Genomic DNA, 18,610 nt, shown 5'->3' with positions numbered 1-18,610 from the left:
TGAAAGCGGGAAGCCCGGCCGCGCCGTAAGACGGCAGCGGCCGGGCCGCCCCCTACTCCTCCCCCGCCAGCGTCAGCGCCCGCAGCTTGCGGGCCGCGTACCAGGTGGCCAGGCCCGTCACGGCCACCAGGAGGACGACCGCCAGCGGCAGGTCCACCTCGGAGGTGATCGCGCCCTCCGCGCCGATCTTCTGGCCCACCGCGAGGGCCCACTGCTGGACGCTCAGCGTGCGCGCGCCCGGGACCAGGTTGCCGAAGAGGGTCTCCCACACCAGGGCGTAGACCAGGCCGAAGACGACCGCGTGCCGGCTGACCGTGCCGAAGAAGAGGAACAGCGCGCTGTACGCGACGGAGGCCACGGCCGCGGCGACCGCGTACGCGACCGCGATCTGCTGGCTGTTGCCGTTGAGGACGAAGCCGGCGATCAGCACCGGGATCGCGGAGAAGGCGGCCGTCACGCCGACGGCCACGACCAGTTTGGTGAAGATGATCGAGGAGCGGCGCAGGGGCTTGGCCAGCAGGTAGACGACCGAGCCGTCATCGATCTCCGGGCCGATCGCGCCCGTACCGGCGATGACGCCGATCAGCGGCACCATCGTGGCGAGCGCGAACGTGCCCAGCACGCCGTTGGCGGTGGAGTCGTCGGCTCCGGCCAGTGCCCGTACGGCGACGGCGATGACGATCAGGAGGGCGGGCAGCGCGAAGAGGATCAGCGCGCGGCGCCGCCCGAGGAGAGCCCGGTAGGTGAGCCGGGCGACGGTGGGGTTGAAGACCGGCGAGGCCGTCGAGGAGCCCGCTGCGGGCGCCGGGGACGGGTCCGGCCGGACCGATGAGGTCGCTGACATCGCTTTCAGGCTCCTTTCAGGCCGCGACGAGGTAGGAGAAAACCGATTCCAGGGACTCGTCGGAGGGCGAGACCGTCAGGAGGCGGATGCCGTGGTCGCGGGCGACGCGCGGCAGCAGGGAGGTGAAGCGCGGGAAGTCGACGGCCTGGACGCGCAGCGCGCCCTCCTGGAGGTCCACCTCGATGCCGGCCGTGGAAGGGTCGGCGATCAGGGCGGCGGCAAGGGCGCGGTCGTCGTCGGAGCGGATGAGGTAGCGGTGCGGCCGGTCCGTCATCAGGCGGCGGATCTTGCGGAAGTCACCGGAGGCGGCGTGCCGCCCGGCGACCACCACCTCGATGTGCGAGGCCAGTTGTTCGACCTCTTCGAGGATGTGGGACGAGAACAGGACCGTACGGCCCTCGGCTCCCATCCTCCGCAGCAGGTCCATGAGCTGCATCCGCTGGCGCGGGTCCATGCCGTTGAACGGTTCGTCCAGCAGCAGTACGGACGGGTCGTGGACCAGCGCCGACGCCATCTTCACGCGCTGGCGCATGCCCTTGCTGTACGTGTTGATCCTGCGGTCCTGCGCGTACTCCATCTCGACGGTGGCCAGCGCGCGCCGCGCGGCGTCCCGTCCCAGGCCGTGGAGTTCGGCGTTGGCGACGACGAACTCGCGGCCGGTGAGGAAGTCGTACATCGACTCGCGTTCGGGCACGATGCCGATGTCACGGTATATGCGTTCGTTGCGCCAGGTGGGGCGGCCGTCGAGGGTGACGGACCCGCCGGACGGGGCGAGGAAGCCGCCCATCATGTTGATCAGGGTGGACTTGCCCGCACCGTTGGGGCCGAGGAGGCCGGTGACACCGGGGCCGATGGTCATGGTGATGTCGTTGACGGCAACGACGTTGCCGAACCAGCGGGAGACGTGGTCGATCTGGATGGTCGTCATGGGCGCGGCCCGTTCCTTCGGGGGCTGGTGGCGGGCGTCGGGTGCGCCTGCGTGGGCGCGGGGCGGGCGGTCACAGGCCGGCCTTCCGGTAGCGGCGCATCAGCAGGGCGTACGAGCCCGCGACGGCGAGCAGGGTGACCAGGAGGGCCACCAGTCCGGCGGCGGTGGACGGCTGGGCCTCGTCGGGGAACGACGCGGTACCGCCGAGGAACGTCGCCTGCACGCTGTCGATCAGGGTGATGGGCGAGAACAGGGCGAGCCAGCCCACGACCCCCTCCTGGCCCTGTACGGCGGCGATGCCCTGGACGGCGCTCACCGCCGCGTACGGGATCGTCAGCGCGGCGATGACGGCGGCGACGCCGAAGCCGCGGCGCGGGGTCAGCGCGGAGATCACCAGACCGACCCCGGCGAACAGCAGGGACAGCAGCGCCACCGAGACCAGGCCCTGGGCCATCCCCTTGGTCTGGTCGACGAAGTCCATCTTGGCCAGCAGCGCGCCGACGTACAGGATCAGCAGCGGCGCGGCGGTCAGGATGAACAGGGCACTGGCCATGGCCGCGAACTTCGCCGCCACGTAGTCGACACGTTCGATCGGTCGCGAGAAGTACAGCGGCACCGTCTTGAAGCGCAGATCCCGGGAGACGGACTGCGGTGCCTGGGCGGCCAGGTAGAGGCCGATGACCGCCTGGAGGAAGATCGCGTACTGGGTGTACGCCACCGGGAGGTCCTTCATCTTCGTGAACACCGCGACCGCCACCATGATGGCCGCCGGCAGGCACATGACGGCGAACAGCAGCATCGGCAGGACCTTGGACTTCGGCGAGCGGCCGAGTCCGTAGGCGCCGCGCAGGCTCTGCGAGAACAGGGAGCGGCGGGCGTAGGCGCGGCCCAGGCGGGGGCCGTCGAAGTGCCGGTAGCCGATGTCGTGGATGACGTCCTGCGCCGCTGCGGCGGTGGCGGGGTTCCTGGTCTCAGGCGGCATCGGGGGCGCCTCCGTCCTTGGTGGCTCGGTGGGCGGTCGTGGCGGAGGCGGTGGGGTGGGAGGCGGTGGGGTGCGGGCTGCGGGCCTCCTGGGGGTCCGTGCGCGCCGCGTCGTCGCTCCGGGGGACGTCGCTCCGGGAAGCGTCTTCCCCCTGGGTGGCCTCGTCGCTCTGGAAGACCTCGGAGATGCGGTGCCGGCGCTGTTCCATCCGGACCAGGCCGAGGCCGAGGCCCGCGACGGTGTCGCGCAGCAGGTCGTACGTCTCCTCGCCGGTGGCCTCCACGTACAGCACGTGGGCGGCGGAGGCGCCGCTCTCCGAGCCGGGCACCGCGGTGGTCACGGCGGCCCCGGCGCGGGTCAGGGCCGCGCGCAGCGCCGCCGTGCCGTCCGGGTGCTCGTCGGTGTCCGTGACCTCGACGGCGAGGGAGGCGGTGAGCTGAGTGAAGTCGTCGGTGGAGGAGGAGCGCAGCAGCCTCCCGCCGTCGATGACGACAACGTGGTCGCAGGTGCGCTCCAGCTCGCCGAGGAGGTGTGAGGTGACCAGGACCGATATGCCGAAGTCGGTGTGCACACGGCGGATCAGGCCCAGCATCTCGTCACGGCCGACCGGGTCCAGGCCGTTGGTCGGCTCGTCCAGGAAGACCAGCTGCGGGTCGTGGACCAGCGCCTGCGCCAGCTTCACGCGCTGCTTCATGCCCGTCGAGTAGCCGCCGATGGGGCGGTAGCGCTCCTCGTAGAGGCCGACGTGCCGCAGCGTGTCGGCGGTGCGCTCGCGGGCGGCGGTCGGCGGCAGGCCCGACATGCGCGCCATGTGGACGACGAACTCGGTGGCCGAGACATCGGGCGGCAGGCAGTCGTGCTCCGGCATGTAGCCGACGCGCTCCCGGATGGCGCCGCCCTCCCTGGCCACGTCCAGGCCGAGGACGGTCGCGGACCCCTCGCTGGCCGGGGCGAGGCCCAGCAGCAGCTTGATCAGGGTGGACTTGCCGGCGCCGTTGGCACCCACCAGGCCGGTCACCCCGGGGCCGATGTCAACGGTGAGCCGGTCCAGCGCGGTCACCCTCGGGTACCGCTTGCTCAGGCTTTCGGTCACGATCACAGTCACGTCATCGACGGTAGTGGCGCGCACCACACCGGTCGTCAGACCTGGCGGCTGGATCGGCGTCCGACCACAGGCGTAGGGGCCCGTAGGGGAGGTCCTGCTTTGGGCTCCCTGGGGTGGGGGCGGGAGTGTGGTGGGCGGGGAGGGTGACGGGTCGCGCGGCGTGACGGGCCGAGCGGCGTGGCTGATCCGGTGCCCGGGTCGCGTCCGGCGGGTTTTCCCCGAGCGTGGTTTTCCACAGGCGCGGACCGACCCCTTGACGCCGCCGCCAGGCATTGTCACATTCATCAGTGTCAAGTTACGGGCACGTACCGCGATGAACGGTTTACGGGACGGACGGTTGGCGATGACCTCAGCAACAGGGGCCGCAGCGGCCCGGGAGGGCGGCGGGGAACGTGAACTCACCGCCGAGCTGCGGGGGTTCAGGGAGGTGCAGCGACTGGCGTACGCCTGCGCCGAGGCGGTCGCCGCGCAGCTCAGGCCGGGGGTGACGGAGCGGGAAGCGGCGCGGATGCAGCGCGAGTGGCTGCGCGAGCGCGGTGTCCGGGACTGGTTCCACCTCCCCTTCGCCTGGTTCGGCGACCGTACGGCGTTCACGGGCTTCCGCATACCGCTGCAGTTCTTCCCCACCAACCGGCGCCTGGAGCCCGGGATGGCCTTCATCCTCGACATGGCGCCGGTCCACCAGGGCTACACCGCCGACATCGGTTACTCCGGCTGCCTCGGGCTCAACCCGGTCCACGACCGGCTGCTGGCCGACCTCGAAGCACACCGCGAACTGATCCTGCGCGAGGTGCGCGAGCGCCGCCCGCTGCGCGAGATCTACGAGGACGTCGAGCGGCTCATGGTGCGCCAGGGCCATGTGAACCGGCACCGCGCCTACCCCTTCGGCGTCATAGCCCACAAGATCGACCGGGTGACGGCCCGCCGTTGGTCACCCACCCTGTTCGGGTTCGGCACACAGTCGCTCAAGGGTCTGGCCTCCGACGCGCTGCACGGCCACCGCGACGGCTGGTCGCCGCTGTGGAGCCCGTACAAGTTCTCCGACCACCCACCGCAGCCGGGCCTGTGGGCGGTCGAACCGCACCTCGGTTTCCGGGGCACGGGAGCGAAGTTCGAGGAGATCCTCGTCGTGACGGACTCCGCGGACCCGCAGGAGAGCGCCTTTTGGCTGGACGACGATCTGCCGCACGTGCGGCGCTGGCAGGAGGAGAAGGCCGCATGAGCGAGCAGGGTCAGGGGCAGGGTCAGGCCGGGCTGGAAGGCGCCCGGGAGCGCTGGGTCCGTACGGGCGGGGTGGAGCTGTGCGTCGCCGAGCTGGGCGACGCCGCGCGCCCCACGGTGGTGCTGGTGCACGGCTATCCGGACAGCAAGGAGGTGTGGTCGGAGGTGGCCCGCGGCCTGGCCGACCGCTTCCACGTGGTGCTGTACGACGTCCGGGGCTGCGGCCGGTCCACGGCGCCCGAACCGCTGCGCGGCGGCTTCACGCTGGAGAAGCTGACCGACGACTTCCTCGCCGTCGCGGACGCGGTGAGCCCGGACCGGCCGGTCCACGTGGTCGGCCACGACTGGGGCTCGGTGCAGGCCTGGGAGTTCGCGACGGTCCGGCACACCGAAGGCCGGATCGCCTCCTTCACCTCGATGTCCGGCCCGTCGCTGGACCACTTCGGCCACTGGATCAAGAAGCGCGCGTCCCGCCCCACCCCGCGCCGTGCCGCGCAGCTCCTCAACCAGGGCGCCAAGTCCTGGTACGTCTACATGCTGCACACCCCGGTCCTGCCCGAGCTGGCCTGGAAGGGACCGCTCGGCAAGCGCTGGCCGAAGATCCTCCAGCGGGTCGAGAAGGTACCGGCGGGCGACTATCCGACAGGGTCCCTGCCCACGGACGCGGCGCACGGCGCGTGGCTCTACCGCGACAACGTCCGTGCCCGGCTGCGCCGCCCGCGCGCCGACGCGTACGCCCACTGCCCGGTGCAGCTGATCACGCCCACCGGCGACGCCTTCCTGTCCCAGCGTCTCTACGACGACCTCGACCACTGGGCGCCGCAGCTGGTGCGGCGCACCCTGCCGGCCAAACACTGGGTGCCGCGCACGCGGCCGGACCAACTGGTCGCCTGGATCGGCGAGTTCGTGACGTCGAAGGAGGACGGCGAAGGAGACCCGGCCAAGGACGTCGTCGCCGCCGGCCCGTACGCCGACCGGTTCGGCGGGCAGCTGGTGCTGGTCACCGGCGCCGCCAGCGGCATCGGGCGGGCCACCGTGTTCGCCTTCGCCGAGGCGGGCGCGCGCGTCGTCGCCGTCGACCGGGACGCCGAGGGCGTGGCCCGTACGGCCGACCTGGCGCGGCTGGTCGGCGCCCCGCAGGCGTGGGCCGAGGTGGTGGACGTCTCGGACGAGGCCGCCATGGAGAAGCTGGCCGACAAGGTCGCCGTCGAGTACGGCACCGTCGACGTGCTGGTCAACAACGCCGGCATCGGTCTGTCCGGCTCCTTCCTGGACACGACCTCCGAGGACTGGAAGAAGGTCCTGGACGTCAACCTGTGGGGTGTCATCCACGGCTGTCGGCTCTTCGGCCGGCAGATGGCCGAGCGCGGCCAGGGCGGCCACATCGTCAACACCGCCTCCGCCGCGGCCTTCCAGCCGTCGAGGATCCTGTCCGCCTACGGGGCGTCGAAGGCGGCGGTGCTGATGCTCAGCGAGTGTCTGCGCGCCGAACTGGCAGGTCAGGGCATCGGCGTCACGGCCATCTGCCCCGGCATAGTGAACACCAACATCACCGCGACGGCCCGCTTCACGGGCGTCTCGGCGGACGAGGAGAAGCGCCGCCAGGCCAAGACGTCCCGGATGTACGGGCTGCGCAACTACCCGCCGGAGAAGGTCGCCGACGCGATCCTGCGGGCCGTGGTGCGCAACGAGGCGGTCGTCCCCGTCGCGCCCGAGGCGCGCGGCGCCCACCTGATGTCCCGCTTCGCCCCGCGTGCGCTGCGCGCGCTGGCCCGTATCGAGCCGCCCGTGTGAGTGCGTGCGCCACAGTGCGGGCAGGCCGGGGCGGGCACACCACCGCCCCGGCGCCTCCCTCCCCCCTCACGTCCCACGTCAGGAGCCCAAGCGTGAGCACGAACCCCACCGAACCGGAGGAGCACCACACGATCGCACCCCGCCGTGTCTCGTTCGACTGGCGCGAAACCCCGCTGCACTGGATACCGGACGAACCCACCGCCACCCACGTCATCAACGTGCTGCACCTGCTGCTGCCCGCGGGCGAGCGCTGGTTCGTCAAGGTCTTCAAGGAAGCCCTGCCGCTGGTCCGCGATCCCGCGCTCCTCAAGGACGTCAAGGGCTTCATGGGCCAGGAGGCCACCCACAGCGTCCAGCACGCCCACGTCCTGGAACACCTCGCCCACCAGGGCCTGGACACCGCCCCCTACACCCAGCACGTCGACTTCCTCTTCGAATACCTCCTCGGCGAACGGCCCCCCTTCGCCGCCCCGATACCCACCCAGGAGTGGCTGCGCTTCCGGCTCTCCCTCATAGCCGCCATCGAGCAGTTCACGGCCGTCCTCGGCAACTGGGTGCTGCACGCCGAGGGCCTGGACCGGGCCGGCCCCGACCCGGTCATGCTCGACCTGCTGCGCTGGCACGGCGCGGAGGAGGTCGAGCACCGCGCCGTGGCCTTCGACATGTACGAGCACACCGGCGGCGAGGGCCTGCCCCGCTACGCCCGCCGCGTCCTGGGCATGGCCGTCACCGCGCCCGTCCTCCTGTACCTGTGGGCCTGGGGCGCCGGCTACCTGATACGCCACGACCCGCAACTGGCCGGCCGCCTGCGCTACTCCCTGCGCGCGCACAACCGGGCCGTACGCGCCCAGCTCCTGCCGACCTGGCGCGAGCTGGGCGCCGCCGTACCGCGCTACCTGAAGCGGTCGTACCATCCCTCACAGGAAGGGTCGCTGCGCAAGGCCGTCGCATACCTGGCGTCCTCCCCGGCTGCCCGCGCCGCGGCGGGTGCGGTGGGCCGCGCGGCCATCTCGTGAGGAGCACCGCATTGACCGACCAGTCGCCGCCGCCGGCCGAGTACCGCATCGAGGACCTGGCCCACATCAGCGGCACCTCGGTCCGCACCATCCGCGCCTACCAGGACCGCGGCCTCCTCCCCAAACCGGAGCGCCGCGGCCGGGCCAACGTCTACGGCGACGCGCACCTGGAGCGCCTGCGCCGCACCGCCGACCTGCTCGACCGCGGCTACACCCTCGCCAGCATCAAGGAACTCCTGGAAGCCTGGGACACCGGCCGCGGCCTCGGCGGCGTACTGGGCCTGGTCGCCGAGATCGACGGCCCGTGGAGCGACGAGGAAGCGGCCCGCATCACCCGCGAGGAACTGGACGCCGCGTTCGGCGGCACACCGGACGAAGAGGCCCTGGCGGACGCCGTCGAACTGGGCGTCCTGGAACGCCTCCCCGGCAGCGACGACGCCTTCCGTGTCCCCAGCCCCCAGGAACTGGCCGTCGCCGCCGAGCTGCACTCCGCGGGCGTCCCCCTCACCGCCATCTCCGGCCACCTGCGCGAACTCCGCGGCCAAGTCGAGCACATAGCGGCCCGCTTCCTCGACTTCACCACCGAATACGTCTTCCACCCCTACTTCGACCACCAGCCCACCGACGCCGAAGCCACCGAAGCCGCCGGCCTCGTACGCCGCCTCCGCCCCCTCGCCCAGCAAACCGTCGACGCTGAACTGGCCCGTGCGATGCGCACCTTGGCCACGCGTTACATCCACCACCACCTCGGCGACATCAGCGCACTGGGTGTATCGGGGAATGGCCCGGCCGGCGGCCCAGTGGGCGAACGCGTGGGTGAGGCAGTCGGCGCACGAACCGGGGACGCGAGCCCGCCCCGGGGGCCAGCGGCTGGTGCGGCCACCGAACCGGCCCGTACCCAGACGCCTCGCCCCACGGCGACCACCGCCCCCAGCACCACCGGTATCGGTGCCGACGCCAGCGCCACCCCCAGCACCGGCACCGGCACCGGCACCGGCACCGGCACCGGCACCGGCACCGAACCGATCATGGTCTCGCTCCCCGCCGAGACCATCCATGCCGTAAGCGACCTGGTCGGCCAGGAGAACGTGGCAGCCTTCATCGCCGCCGCCGCCCAACGCGAGGTCCACGCCCGGACCATGGACGAGCTGACCGCCCGCCGCACCCCACCCCGCTGACCGCCGGACTTCCTTCCCCCGCCCCGGCTCAGTCGAGGATCATGTCACCGAAGACGACCTTGCTGTTCCAGTTGTTCCCTCCCCAGTTGTACGAAGCGGCGGACGGTGCGTAGGTGTGCTTGCCGAAGGTGACGGCACCGGGGCCCCGGCCACTGTGACTGTCCGCGACGGCCGTGCCGGTGGCGAGCAGGGCGGCGGCAGCGGTCAGGGACAGTGCGCCGAGGGCGGTGGCGGTACGTATGCGCATGGGGGCTTCTTTCCTCATCTGTAGCCGCTGGAGCTTCTGGAACCTTTGGAGCTGCTGGAGCCGACGGGCCCGTACGAACCTCCGGGCCTGACTCCCTCATCCGATACCGCCGCACCCCCGACCGCCATTCAGCCGCATCCACTCGGTCCACTCGGGAGCCGGGGCTGATACCAGGACCGGTACCGGACCGGCCCCGGGGACGCCCCGTAGCGTCCGCTACCGGGCCGGGTCCGGGATCCAGTTGCCGTGGAAGCCGTAGGGCACCCGCTGGGGCAGGTGGACCGTGGCCACCGGCCCCTTGGGTATGTCGTCCGCATCGAGGATCACAAGATCGCTGGTGTCGCTGGAGGCGTCGTAGACATAGGTGAGCAACCATCCCGGTCCGCCCGGCCGGTCGTCCGCAGGGGCGAACGCCGCTTCGGCGGGTGTCCGGCCGGGGCCGAAGTCGTGGCGGGTGCTGGTGCCGGTGTGCAGGTCGTACCGGATCAGTGCGCCAGGCGTCGGACCGGCGCCCGGGCCCCCGGACCGCGTGATGTGCCCGTACCTGGCGTCCAGCCCCGCCAGCCGGTCGTCGATGCGCGGGAACTCGCCCGACTGGTCGTCCATCTGCTCCTCGACGACCTTCCCCGAAGCGAGGTCGACGGTCCACCGCCACAGGGTGGGCAGCGACTTCAGCTCAAGCGCCGGATAGCGGCAGACGTAGAGGACGATGCGCCCCTGGCCGTCGTCATACGCGTTCAGGGAGTGGAAGACGTAGCAGGGGTCGATGGTGAACCAGCGGATGTCACTGTGCGGATCGTCGCGGCGGAGCACACCGAGCCGGGCGCCGTACTCCGCGTCCCACACGTACGGCATACCGCGTGCTCCGCGGTCGTAGACGAGCGGGAGGTCCATGAAGACGACATGCCCGGCCGTCAGGTGGAAGTCGTGCATCATCGTGGGCGCCCCCACCTCGACGGGGCGGCTCACCACCAACGCGCCGGAGGCGTCGGCACGGTGGTAGGTCAGATACGGCGGCTCCGGAGCTCCGTACCCGAAGAAGTGCAGCTCACCCGTGGTCGGGCAGGTCTTCGGGTGGGCGGTCATGGCAGTGGTCAGCCGGCCGTCGAAGTCGTACGGGCCGACGGTCTCCAGCTCGTGCCCCGGGCGGCGGTCGAGCTCGTACGGAAAGGAGGACTCGACCAGGGCGAGGGTGCGGCCCGCGTGGTGGACGACGTGGGTGTTGGCCGCACCGGCGGTCAGGTCGGGGCGCCCGTACCGGTCACGGGCCGGTACGCCGTCGGTGAAGGTCGACGTGCGCACCCAGCGATTGCGGTACGAGACGGCCTTGCCGCCTTCCAGGCGGACGCCGTGGACCATGCCGTCACCGAAGAACCAGTGCGCCGACGCGGCGTCCCGCGGGTTGGGCCCGTTGCGCAGGTACCAGCCCGTCAGCTCGGGCGGTATCGCGCCGGTGACGGGCAGCTCGTAGGTGGTGAGCTCCTCCATCACCGGGGCGAAGTTCCCCGCCAGGTGCGGGGCCGGTGCGGAACCGGAATCGGAACTGGCGCTGGCATTGGTACTGGAGCCGGACGCCGGCACGGCGGAGCCGGCAGCGTGTGTCGTCGTCATGCGGGACGAGCCTCCTGTACGTAGGGGTGTCCGCCGGCCTTCTCCAGGAAGCGCGCTCGCGCTCGCTCCGGATAGGTCGCGGTGAAGCGCAACGGGATGACAAAGGCGGCGACGTGGATGGAGATCATGGCGGTCAGGCCGAGCCCGTAGACCGTGGCCAGGGCCTGCCCTGCCGCGGCGACCGTGAAGGACGCCGCCCAGGCCGCGGTGAGTACGTAGTTGATCCGCAGGAACAGCCGGGTCCGCCAGACCGAGGGCGGCGCCTTGCGGCGGGCTATGGCGAGGGTGAAGGGCCGACGGGCCGCCATCGATCCCCAGGCGACCAGCGCCAGCCAGCCCGAGGACAGGGCCCCGTCATAGACCCGCAGGCCGCTGTCCGGGCGGAGGAAGGCCAGGGCTGTGATGCCCGCGAAGAACACGAGACTGCCGTACTCCAGCACCTGGAACGACGGCGACAACCCGTCGGCACGGTCCATGTAGAGCAGCACCCCGCTGAGCACCAGGGCCAGCAGCGCGGCCCACTGCCACGACGCCCAGGCCACAGCTCCGTAGGCGATCCACGGGAAAAATCCCCGCAAGAAGGTCATGACTCTCTACTCCCCCGCCATCCAGCGACATTCCAACTTCGACATGTCAAAGTTAGAAGGTCCTGCGTTGACGTGTCAAGAGTGGAAGGTAAAGTGACGGCCATGAGTCTCCGCCATGCCGTTCTGGGCCTGTTGGCCGAATCACCCGCCAGCGGCTACGACTTGATGAAGACGTTCGACGTGTCGCTCGCGCACGTCTGGCCGGCCACCCAGAGCCAGGTCTACGGGGAGCTGAACAAACTCACCGCGGCCGACCTCATCGAGGTGGCCTCCCACGGCCCCCGCGGCCGCAAGGAGTACGCCATCACCAAGGCGGGCCGGGCCGAACTGCACCGCTGGCTGACGGAAGTGGAGCCCGTCGGCCCGCAGCGCCACGACGGCCTGCTGCGCGTCTTCTTCCTCGGCGTCCTGACGCCACTGGAAGCCCGTGCGTACCTCCTGCAACAGGCCGACCGGGCCGCCCGCGCGCACGCCGCTTACCAGGCCATGGCGAACGCCGGGCACTGGGAGGACGAGATGGTCGCGGTGTACGGGCGGATGGCTCTGGAATTCGGCCTGCGGCAGACCGCCATGATGGAGGAATGGGCCAGCTGGGCGGCTGAGGAGATCAATTCGGACCAGGCCCGCAAGATCCGGGAGTCGGCCAGAGGGCAGGCTCAGGAGCAGGCACCGGCCCAGGAGCAGGCACAGGCACCGGCCCAGGAGCAGACACGGGGCGGAGAGCAGGCCGAGGAGTAGGACGGAGAGCAGGGCGAGAAGTAGGCAGGGCAGGCGGAGACGGGACCCGGCAAGGGTCAGAGGCCCGCTCCGGCTCTACGGTCTAGCACTCCTCGCCCAGCGCCCCGTGCAGAAAGAGATCCACCATCTCCCGCGCGCCGAGTGCCTCCGGCGCGCGTGCGCGACCATCGTCCCCCGCCCCGGCCTCGACCGCGGTGGCCCGGCTCAGCGACAGGAAGATCCTGGCCAGGGCTTCCGGCGCCATCCGCAGCCGTTCTCGCTCGGGTTCGAAGAGGGCGGTGACCGCTGCCAGCGGAGCCGCCAGCGCCTCCTCCCGGCTCCCGGGGGCGGGCGATCCCGGGTCCGAGCCGCCCGCCGCCGGTGCCGCACGCCCTCGTAGGTGTCCCGTCGCATGCAGCGCGCCGATCACCGAGCCGATGCGGGACAGGTGGTCCCGCATCGCGTCCAGCGCCTCGGCCAGCCGGTCCGCGAGAGGCTGGTGCAGGGAGACGGCCGCCAGGGAGGCGAGCAGGGCGTCGGGGCGGAGCGCCTCGGCCACACAGGCCGCCAGCAGCGCGTCCTTGTCCTCGAAGACGCGGAAGACCGTCGCCTCGCCAATGCCCGCCGCGCGCGCCACCTTCGCCGTGGTCACACCCGCGCCGCACTCGGCCACCAGCGGCAACGCGGCCTTCACGATCATCGCCCGGCGCTCGTCGGCGCTCATCCCGGGCGCGCGGCGGCGCCGGCCCGGCGTCCCCGCTGCTTCCGTAGCCTCCACTGCCTCAGCCATGCCGCCAACGTACGCGAGCGGGCACTCGACACCGGAACCAACCACCTACGGGCCCGCCGCACCCCGTCTCACCGCCCCAGCGCCCCACCGCCCCAGCACCCCTAAAACGTCACAACCCCGGCGCCCCCCACACCGGGAACCACCGGCTCAGGTCCGACTCGATCCCCAGATCATCGGCGAGCATGGCCCGTACTTCCAGTTCGAGCGCGTTGTCACGCTTCTCGGCTGCCCCGCCCGGTCCTGTTTGCGGCGCGAACGGGTAGAACGTACCGCGCTTGTAGAGGTAGACCAGCGCGAGCGACCTGTCCCGGTCGTCCCGGAAGCCCATGAGGGAGCACAGCAGCTGCGGGCCGAAACCGGCGCTCTCCAGAGAGCTGTTGACCGTGTGCAGGTCGTTCACCAGGCCCGCGCTGTCCTCGGGTGTGTGCCGCGCGAGCATCCACGTGTAGCCGTACCCGTCCTGGCTGAACTCGGCCGGGGTGCCGAGGAGATCGCGTACCTCCTCCCGGATGCCGCGGAACGCGCCGCCCTCTACGGTCGCGAAGCACACCGAGCCCAGGCCGGTGGGCCGGAACCCGGCCGCGGCCTGGAGGGTGACGGCCGCGGAGGGGAGCGCGAACAGCCGGTCGAGGTCGGGCCGTACCGGCTTGCTGCGTCCGAGAATGGTGTCCAGGAATCCCATACGACCTCTCTCCTCGAAACGTCTCGTCGACCCGTCTCGTCGTCCCGTCTTCCTGCTGCCCTACTACGGCCCTGCTACGTCCTTCCTACGGCCGCCCCAGCTGCGCCGAGATCCGACCCAGCTGTTCCAGCCGCTGCTCCAGCGTCGGGTGGGAGGACAGCAGCCGCCCGAAGCTCTCCTTCGAGAACGCCGGCACGAAGAAGAACGCGTTGAACGGTTCCGCCTTGCGCAGGTCGCGCGTCGGTATCTGCGCCATCTGCCCGGTGACCTTGGTGAGGGCGGCGGCCAGCGCCGAGGGCCGGCCGGTCAGGACCGCCGCGGCCCGGTCGGCGGACAGTTCCCGGTAGCGCGACAGGAGTCGGGTGAGCAGGAAGCTGACGGCGTAGACCACGGCGCTGACCAGCGTGACGACCAGGACGGCGGTCGCCGCGTTGTTGTCCCGGTTGTTGCGGCCGACACCGCTCCACAGGGCCGCGCGCGTGATGATCCCGGCCAGCACGCCCAGGAACGAGGCGATCGTCATGACCGCGACATCGCGGTGCGCGACATGTGACAGTTCGTGCGCCAGCACGCCTTCCAGCTCCTCCGGCTCCAGCCGCCGGAGCAGGCCGGTCGTCGCGCACACCATCGCGTTCTTCTGGTTGCGGCCGGTCGCGAAGGCGTTCGGTACGTCGGACTCGGCGACGGCGACGCGTGGCTTGGGCATGTCGGCGAGCGCGCACAGCCGGTCCACGGCGCCGTGCAGCTCGGGCGCCTGTTCCGGGGTGACCTCGCGGGCCCCCATGCTGAAGGCCGCGATCCGGTCGCTGAACCAGAACTGCGCGACGAACATGGCGCCCGAGATGAGCAGCACCACGATCCACGCGCCTTTGAGGAGCACCACCAGCGCGCCCACCACGACCACGTACAGCAGGCCGATGAAGAACATCGTCGTGACCATGCGTGACGTCAGGCCGCGGTCGGGGGCGAATCGGGTTCGTGCCATGCCTCTCAGTCCTCCAAACCGCAGAGTCCACGGAGTCCACCCGAGGAACCGCGTAGGTGCCTCTGACCCGATTCTCCCTCTTGTCCGCTGTTAACGGCGTAAAGCGCAGGCCATGGATCCGCCCGCCGGCGGAGCCGCGAACGCCCCCGCCGGTCAGAGTGGCGGGGCCGTTGTCCCGAAAGTGGCGACGCCTGCCCTTCGCCCGCCCTTCACCGCCCCGGCCGGCAGCCGCCCTGTACCGCACCGGCCTGCCCCGCAGTCGCCCTACCGCCGCAACTGCGCCAGCCCCTCCCCGGCGATTCGCTCGAACACCGCGAGATCGGCTTCGAAGACCGAGTCGGCGATCGGCCAGTGCAGCACAATCTCGTCGATGCCCGCCTCGGCATGTGCACCTGCGAAGTCCACGAAGGCATCGACGGAAGCGAGCGGGCGGTCCGGCGTGAAGCCCGTAAGCATGATCTTGTCCAGCTCGCCGGCGTCCCTTCCGGCTTCGGCGCACGCCTTGCCGAGACGTTCCACCTGGCTGCGTACCGCCTCCAGCGACTCGGCGGCAGTGCCGGCCGCGGAGACCTTCGGGTCGCCGGTGGTCACCCATGCCTGGCCGTGCCCGGCCGCCAGCCGCATCCCGCGCGGTCCGGTCGCCGCGATCGCGAACGGCAACCGGGGCCGCTGTACACAGCCGGGAATGTTGCGCACCTCGTGGGCGCGGTAGTGCACGCCGTCGTACGAGACCACGTCCTGCGTCAGCAGCCGGTCCAGCAGCGGTACGAACTCGCCGAAGTGGTCGGCCCGTTCCCGGGGTTTCCACGGCTCCTGGCCGAGCGCCGTGGCGTCGAAACCGGAGCCGCCGGCTCCGATGCCCAGCGTGACCCGCCCGTCGCTGATGTCGTCGAGGGAGATCAGTTCCTTGGCGAGGGTGACCGGGTGCCGGAAGTTCGGGGAGGTGACGAGCGTGCCCAGACGCATCCGGGACGTCGCGGCGGCGGCCGCGGTCAGTGTCGGCACCGCGCCGAACCACGGCCCGTCACGAAAGCTCCGCCAGGAGAGGTGGTCGTAGGTGTAGGCGGTGTGGAAGCCGAGCTCCTCGGCGCGCTGCCACACCTCCCGGCCACCCTCGGACCAGCGGCGGACGGGAAGGATCACGGTGCTCAGTCGCATGGGTACGAGCCTACGGCGGCGCGACGGCGGCCCCGGAAGCCGTGGGGAACACCTGCACGCGGGAGACACAAGCCGTACGCGCGGGGTGCACATCGCCGTACACACGCGCACGCTCCCAGCCGTACGCCCCTCCCCGCATCCGTACGCCTGCCGGCCTGAACCCGTGCAGGGGCCGGCTCAGTCCTTGGGCGGGTACATCCTGCATGCGCTCCTGTACGGTCCTGCGCTCGTACCCCTGCGGCCGGGTACCCGTTCCCGTACGGCCGTCCAGCGCCCGCCGGAGTACGCCCCGATGTCTTTGACTCGCCCCCCGGTTCCGTCAAGCTCATGCGCGCGACCCGCCGCACGCCTGTGCGCGCATATGCGCAAAGATGGACTGCGTGACTGATGCCCCCGCAGAGCCACCTCTGGCGCCCAGGTCCGACGGTAAAACGATCCGGCTGATCGCCACCGATCTCGACGGCACGTTGCTGCGCGACGACAAGACGGTGTCCGGCCGTACGGTCGCCGCGCTGGCCGCCGCCGAGCGGGCCGGCATCGAGGTCTTCTTCGTCACCGGCCGGCCGGCCCGCTGGATGGACGTGGTCAGTGACCATGTGCACGGGCACGGGCTGGCGATCTGCGCGAACGGCGCGGCCGTCGTCGATCTCCACCACGGCCGCCGCATCGTCCAGCTCAGCCCCCTGGAACGCCCGGAAGCGCTCTGCGTCGTGCAGGCGCTGCGCGCCGCCGCTCCCGGTACGACGTTCGCGGTCGAGCGGACCGGCGGCATCAACTACGAGCCGGCGTACCCGCCCTTCCACCTCGAACCGGCCGCCGTCATCGCGCCCGCGGAAAAGCTCCTGGCCGAACTGAGCCCGGAGGAACGTCACTCCCCGCTGAGCCCGCACCAGCCCGTGCTCAAGCTCCTCGCCCACCACCCCGACCTGGACCCGGACGCCTTCCTGGACCTGGCCCGCGCGCGGGCGGGCTCGTACGCCTCCTTCACCCGGTCCAGCCCCACCGCGCTCCTGGAGATCAGCGGGCTGGGCGTCAGCAAGGCGGGCACCCTGGCGCGCTGCTGTGCGGAGCGCGGCATCACCCCCGACCAGGTCGTCGCCTTCGGGGACATGCCCAACGACATCGAGATGCTGGCCTGGGCCGGCACCGCGTACGCGATGGCCAACGCGCACCCCGCCGTGCTGGCCGCGACGGACCTGCACACGGCCGGCAACAACGAGGACGGGGTCGCGGCCGTCATCGAGCGCATTCTTGAGCAACGCTGACCGTCCCCGTCCGGTCGCTGCTCCGTCACCTCAGCCGTCCCGCTTCCCCTCAGCCGCCCAGACCGCCTCATCCATGCCGATTCGCTCCAGCCGCCCCGGCTTACCTCAGCCGCACCCCCCGACTCGCCAGCCACGGCACCGGATCGACCCCCGACCCCATCCGTGCTGTACGGCGTACCTCGAAGTGCAGATGCGGGCCGGTGGAGTTGCCGGTCGTACCCGAGAGGGCGATCTGCTGGCCCGGCCGCACCCGCTGCCCGGGACGGGCCAACGCCGCCGACAGGTGCGCATACTGCGAGAACGCACCGGCGCCGTGCTGGACGACCAGGCTGATCCCGAAGCCGTCACCGCAGGTCAGACTGGTGACGCGGCCCCACCCCACGGACCGTACTGGGGTGCCGACCGGCACCGCGAAGTCCTGGCCCGTGTGGCCGTGCGCCCAGCGGCGGCCCGAGCCGCCGAAACCGGCGGACAGCACGTAGTGCTCCACCGGCCGGGCCCACCGGCCGCCCGGCCTCGTCGCCTGTGACGCCACGGGCTCGGAACGTTTCGCGGCCGCGGACACCGCGCCGGGCAGCCCGCCGCAGTTCCCGCTCCGGGCCGCCTGCCAGGACAGGGCCTGCAGTTGTCTGCGCACCACGCCCAGGCGGCGGCTGATGCGCCGGCGTTCGGAGTCGAGGCGGGAGCGGTGGGCGTCGAGCGCGGTGGAACGGGCCAGCACGGCCGCGCTGTCCGCCTCCAGGGACCGGCTCAGCCGCAGCGCCTCGTACGTGCGGGACGCCAGCAGGCGCTGCCGGCGCTCGGCCTTCCGGTAGGCGTTCAGTACCCCCTCCGGGCCGAGATGTGCCAGGGGCCCGTGGCCTGCTGCCGGGGAACCGTGGCCTGCCGCCCGGGCTCCCTGGCTCGGCTGGTCCCCGTTGCGTACTTGAGCCCGGTGACGTGCCTGGGCACCCAGCGTGAGCGGCAGGCGGCTGCCGCTGCGGTACTGCGCACCGGCGATCCGTCCCGCCAGCCGCCGCAGTTCACCGGCCTTGCGGCGTTCCCGGAGCAGTGCCGTGTGCAGCCGTGCGGCTCGTGCCCGGCCGGCCCGTACCTCGCGCACGGTCCTGGCGTACGACCGGCCGGTCCGGTGCGCTGCGCTGCCGAGCCGGAGCACCTCCAGGCTCGCGTCGGCCAGCCGGTCGGCGCCGTGGCCGCGCGCCTGGAAGGGGTGGCGGGGAGCGGGGAGCGACGGTAAGTGGCCGACGGCGCTCGGCCCGGCGGGGGCCGAGGCGACCTCCGGGGCATCCGCACGGGCCGTCCCGTCGACGGCAGGCGCCGTACCCGCCGCCGCTGTCAGCGCCACCACCAGCGACAACGTCACCCGCACCGTGCGCGTCGGCACTCCATGCCGCCAGGAGGCTCGGCGGGGGACCCGCCCGTACGTACACCGGGCAGGGCGCCACCGTCCCCGGACCGTCTTACGCAACCAATCCAGCAAACCTGGACACATAGTCGGAT

The 18,610-nt window shown here is 71.6% G+C and carries 18 protein-coding genes; 6 read left to right on the top strand and 12 right to left on the bottom strand.

Features of this window, described 5'->3' with window-relative positions; genetic code table 11:
• Nucleotides 1-52: 52 nt before the first annotated feature.
• The 4 genes from ACZ4Z1_RS09195 to ACZ4Z1_RS09180 all read right to left on the bottom strand — a co-directional run bounded on the left by ACZ4Z1_RS09195 (nucleotide 53) and on the right by ACZ4Z1_RS09180 (nucleotide 3,886).
• Nucleotides 53-844, bottom strand: coding sequence for an ABC transporter permease (locus ACZ4Z1_RS09195; protein WP_468485954.1), 792 nt, complete (start codon nucleotides 842-844; stop codon nucleotides 53-55).
• Between the two features lie 16 nt (nucleotides 845-860).
• Nucleotides 861-1,772, bottom strand: a complete 912-nt coding sequence (locus ACZ4Z1_RS09190) for an ABC transporter ATP-binding protein (protein WP_468485953.1) — start codon at nucleotides 1,770-1,772, stop codon at nucleotides 861-863.
• Between the two features lie 70 nt (nucleotides 1,773-1,842).
• Nucleotides 1,843-2,754: an ABC transporter permease subunit gene (locus ACZ4Z1_RS09185; RefSeq protein ID WP_468485952.1), complete on the bottom strand. Its 912-nt coding sequence runs from the start codon at nucleotides 2,752-2,754 to the stop codon at nucleotides 1,843-1,845.
• Complete coding sequence (locus ACZ4Z1_RS09180; protein WP_468485951.1) at nucleotides 2,744-3,886, bottom strand: ABC transporter ATP-binding protein; 1,143 nt, start codon at nucleotides 3,884-3,886, stop codon at nucleotides 2,744-2,746. Before ACZ4Z1_RS09180 ends, ACZ4Z1_RS09185 begins: the two co-directional genes overlap by 11 nt.
• Nucleotides 3,887-4,202: 316 nt before the next feature.
• On the opposite strand from ACZ4Z1_RS09180, the gene ACZ4Z1_RS09175 reads away from it, so the two are divergent.
• From ACZ4Z1_RS09175 to ACZ4Z1_RS09160, 4 genes are all read left to right on the top strand, one after another.
• Nucleotides 4,203-5,081, top strand: coding sequence for a M24 family metallopeptidase (locus ACZ4Z1_RS09175; protein ID WP_468485950.1), 879 nt, complete (start codon nucleotides 4,203-4,205; stop codon nucleotides 5,079-5,081).
• The gene (locus ACZ4Z1_RS09170) at nucleotides 5,078-6,874 is read left to right on the top strand and encodes an SDR family oxidoreductase (protein WP_468485949.1); all 1,797 of its coding nucleotides are present in this window, start codon (nucleotides 5,078-5,080) and stop codon (nucleotides 6,872-6,874) included. Before ACZ4Z1_RS09175 ends, ACZ4Z1_RS09170 begins: the two co-directional genes overlap by 4 nt.
• A 92-nt stretch (nucleotides 6,875-6,966) precedes the next feature.
• A complete protein-coding gene (locus tag ACZ4Z1_RS09165; RefSeq protein WP_468485948.1) occupies nucleotides 6,967-7,890 on the top strand; it encodes a metal-dependent hydrolase in 924 nt (307 codons plus the stop codon).
• 11 nt (nucleotides 7,891-7,901) lie between these two features.
• On the top strand, nucleotides 7,902-9,068 hold the full coding sequence (locus tag ACZ4Z1_RS09160) for a MerR family transcriptional regulator (RefSeq protein ID WP_468485947.1): 1,167 nt from the start codon (nucleotides 7,902-7,904) through the stop codon (nucleotides 9,066-9,068).
• Nucleotides 9,069-9,096: 28 nt separating this feature from the next.
• On the opposite strand, the gene ACZ4Z1_RS09155 is transcribed toward ACZ4Z1_RS09160, so the two are convergent.
• The 3 genes from ACZ4Z1_RS09155 to ACZ4Z1_RS09145 all read right to left on the bottom strand — a co-directional run bounded on the left by ACZ4Z1_RS09155 (nucleotide 9,097) and on the right by ACZ4Z1_RS09145 (nucleotide 11,513).
• Nucleotides 9,097-9,315, bottom strand: coding sequence for a hypothetical protein (locus tag ACZ4Z1_RS09155; RefSeq protein ID WP_468485946.1), 219 nt, complete (start codon nucleotides 9,313-9,315; stop codon nucleotides 9,097-9,099).
• A 216-nt stretch (nucleotides 9,316-9,531) separates the two neighbouring features.
• Entirely contained in the window at nucleotides 9,532-10,926 is a 1,395-nt protein-coding gene (locus tag ACZ4Z1_RS09150) for a carotenoid oxygenase family protein (protein ID WP_468485945.1), read from the bottom strand.
• The gene (locus ACZ4Z1_RS09145) at nucleotides 10,923-11,513 is read right to left on the bottom strand and encodes a hypothetical protein (protein WP_468485944.1); all 591 of its coding nucleotides are present in this window, start codon (nucleotides 11,511-11,513) and stop codon (nucleotides 10,923-10,925) included. Before ACZ4Z1_RS09145 ends, ACZ4Z1_RS09150 begins: the two co-directional genes overlap by 4 nt.
• A gap of 102 nt (nucleotides 11,514-11,615) precedes the next feature.
• Between ACZ4Z1_RS09145 and ACZ4Z1_RS09140 the strand changes: the two genes are divergently transcribed.
• Nucleotides 11,616-12,251: a PadR family transcriptional regulator gene (locus tag ACZ4Z1_RS09140; protein ID WP_468485943.1), complete on the top strand. Its 636-nt coding sequence runs from the start codon at nucleotides 11,616-11,618 to the stop codon at nucleotides 12,249-12,251.
• An 82-nt stretch (nucleotides 12,252-12,333) separates the two neighbouring features.
• On the opposite strand, the gene ACZ4Z1_RS09135 is transcribed toward ACZ4Z1_RS09140, so the two are convergent.
• The 4 genes from ACZ4Z1_RS09135 to ACZ4Z1_RS09120 form a co-directional block, all read right to left on the bottom strand.
• Nucleotides 12,334-13,020, bottom strand: coding sequence for a TetR/AcrR family transcriptional regulator (locus ACZ4Z1_RS09135; RefSeq protein ID WP_468485942.1), 687 nt, complete (start codon nucleotides 13,018-13,020; stop codon nucleotides 12,334-12,336).
• Between the two features lie 109 nt (nucleotides 13,021-13,129).
• Nucleotides 13,130-13,702 (bottom strand): PspA-associated protein PspAB, encoded by a 573-nt coding sequence (gene pspAB / locus ACZ4Z1_RS09130; RefSeq protein WP_468485941.1) that lies wholly within the window; start codon nucleotides 13,700-13,702, stop codon nucleotides 13,130-13,132.
• A gap of 85 nt (nucleotides 13,703-13,787) precedes the next feature.
• Nucleotides 13,788-14,687, bottom strand: coding sequence for a zinc metalloprotease HtpX (gene htpX, locus ACZ4Z1_RS09125; RefSeq protein WP_468485940.1), 900 nt, complete (start codon nucleotides 14,685-14,687; stop codon nucleotides 13,788-13,790).
• Between the two features lie 264 nt (nucleotides 14,688-14,951).
• Nucleotides 14,952-15,845 carry an LLM class flavin-dependent oxidoreductase gene (locus ACZ4Z1_RS09120; RefSeq protein WP_468485939.1) on the bottom strand — a complete coding sequence of 298 codons (894 nt, stop codon included), beginning with the start codon at nucleotides 15,843-15,845 and terminating at the stop codon, nucleotides 14,952-14,954.
• 371 nt (nucleotides 15,846-16,216) lie between these two features.
• On the opposite strand from ACZ4Z1_RS09120, the gene ACZ4Z1_RS09115 reads away from it, so the two are divergent.
• Nucleotides 16,217-17,110 carry a Cof-type HAD-IIB family hydrolase gene (locus ACZ4Z1_RS09115; RefSeq protein WP_468485938.1) on the top strand — a complete coding sequence of 298 codons (894 nt, stop codon included), beginning with the start codon at nucleotides 16,217-16,219 and terminating at the stop codon, nucleotides 17,108-17,110.
• Between the two features lie 100 nt (nucleotides 17,111-17,210).
• Here ACZ4Z1_RS09115 and ACZ4Z1_RS09110 read toward each other — a convergent pair whose 3' ends face one another.
• Nucleotides 17,211-18,494 (bottom strand): M23 family metallopeptidase, encoded by a 1,284-nt coding sequence (locus tag ACZ4Z1_RS09110; protein WP_468485937.1) that lies wholly within the window; start codon nucleotides 18,492-18,494, stop codon nucleotides 17,211-17,213.
• Nucleotides 18,495-18,610 lie beyond the last annotated feature (116 nt).

The sequence above is a fragment of the Streptomyces sp. NPDC030165 genome (assembly GCF_055573595.1).
The sequence above is the reverse complement of the archived record's forward strand: the minus strand, read 5'-3'. Positions and strand labels throughout refer to the sequence as shown.

What these genes read in the sequence shown, in the direction of transcription:
- ACZ4Z1_RS09195 (WP_468485954.1), bottom strand. Translation starts at nt 844, where the DNA reads ATGTCAGCGACCTCATCGGTCCGGCCGGACCCGTCCCCGGCGCCCGCA.
- ACZ4Z1_RS09190 (WP_468485953.1), bottom strand. Translation starts at nt 1,772, where the DNA reads ATGACGACCATCCAGATCGACCACGTCTCCCGCTGGTTCGGCAACGTC.
- ACZ4Z1_RS09185 (WP_468485952.1), bottom strand. Translation starts at nt 2,754, where the DNA reads ATGCCGCCTGAGACCAGGAACCCCGCCACCGCCGCAGCGGCGCAGGAC.
- ACZ4Z1_RS09175 (WP_468485950.1), top strand. Translation starts at nt 4,203, where the DNA reads ATGACCTCAGCAACAGGGGCCGCAGCGGCCCGGGAGGGCGGCGGGGAA.
- ACZ4Z1_RS09170 (WP_468485949.1), top strand. Translation starts at nt 5,078, where the DNA reads ATGAGCGAGCAGGGTCAGGGGCAGGGTCAGGCCGGGCTGGAAGGCGCC.
- ACZ4Z1_RS09155 (WP_468485946.1), bottom strand. Translation starts at nt 9,315, where the DNA reads ATGCGCATACGTACCGCCACCGCCCTCGGCGCACTGTCCCTGACCGCT.
- ACZ4Z1_RS09150 (WP_468485945.1), bottom strand. Translation starts at nt 10,926, where the DNA reads ATGACGACGACACACGCTGCCGGCTCCGCCGTGCCGGCGTCCGGCTCC.
- ACZ4Z1_RS09145 (WP_468485944.1), bottom strand. Translation starts at nt 11,513, where the DNA reads ATGACCTTCTTGCGGGGATTTTTCCCGTGGATCGCCTACGGAGCTGTG.
- ACZ4Z1_RS09140 (WP_468485943.1), top strand. Translation starts at nt 11,616, where the DNA reads ATGAGTCTCCGCCATGCCGTTCTGGGCCTGTTGGCCGAATCACCCGCC.
- ACZ4Z1_RS09135 (WP_468485942.1), bottom strand. Translation starts at nt 13,020, where the DNA reads ATGGCTGAGGCAGTGGAGGCTACGGAAGCAGCGGGGACGCCGGGCCGG.
- pspAB (WP_468485941.1), bottom strand. Translation starts at nt 13,702, where the DNA reads ATGGGATTCCTGGACACCATTCTCGGACGCAGCAAGCCGGTACGGCCC.
- htpX (WP_468485940.1), bottom strand. Translation starts at nt 14,687, where the DNA reads ATGGCACGAACCCGATTCGCCCCCGACCGCGGCCTGACGTCACGCATG.
- ACZ4Z1_RS09120 (WP_468485939.1), bottom strand. Translation starts at nt 15,845, where the DNA reads ATGCGACTGAGCACCGTGATCCTTCCCGTCCGCCGCTGGTCCGAGGGT.
- ACZ4Z1_RS09115 (WP_468485938.1), top strand. Translation starts at nt 16,217, where the DNA reads ATGGACTGCGTGACTGATGCCCCCGCAGAGCCACCTCTGGCGCCCAGG.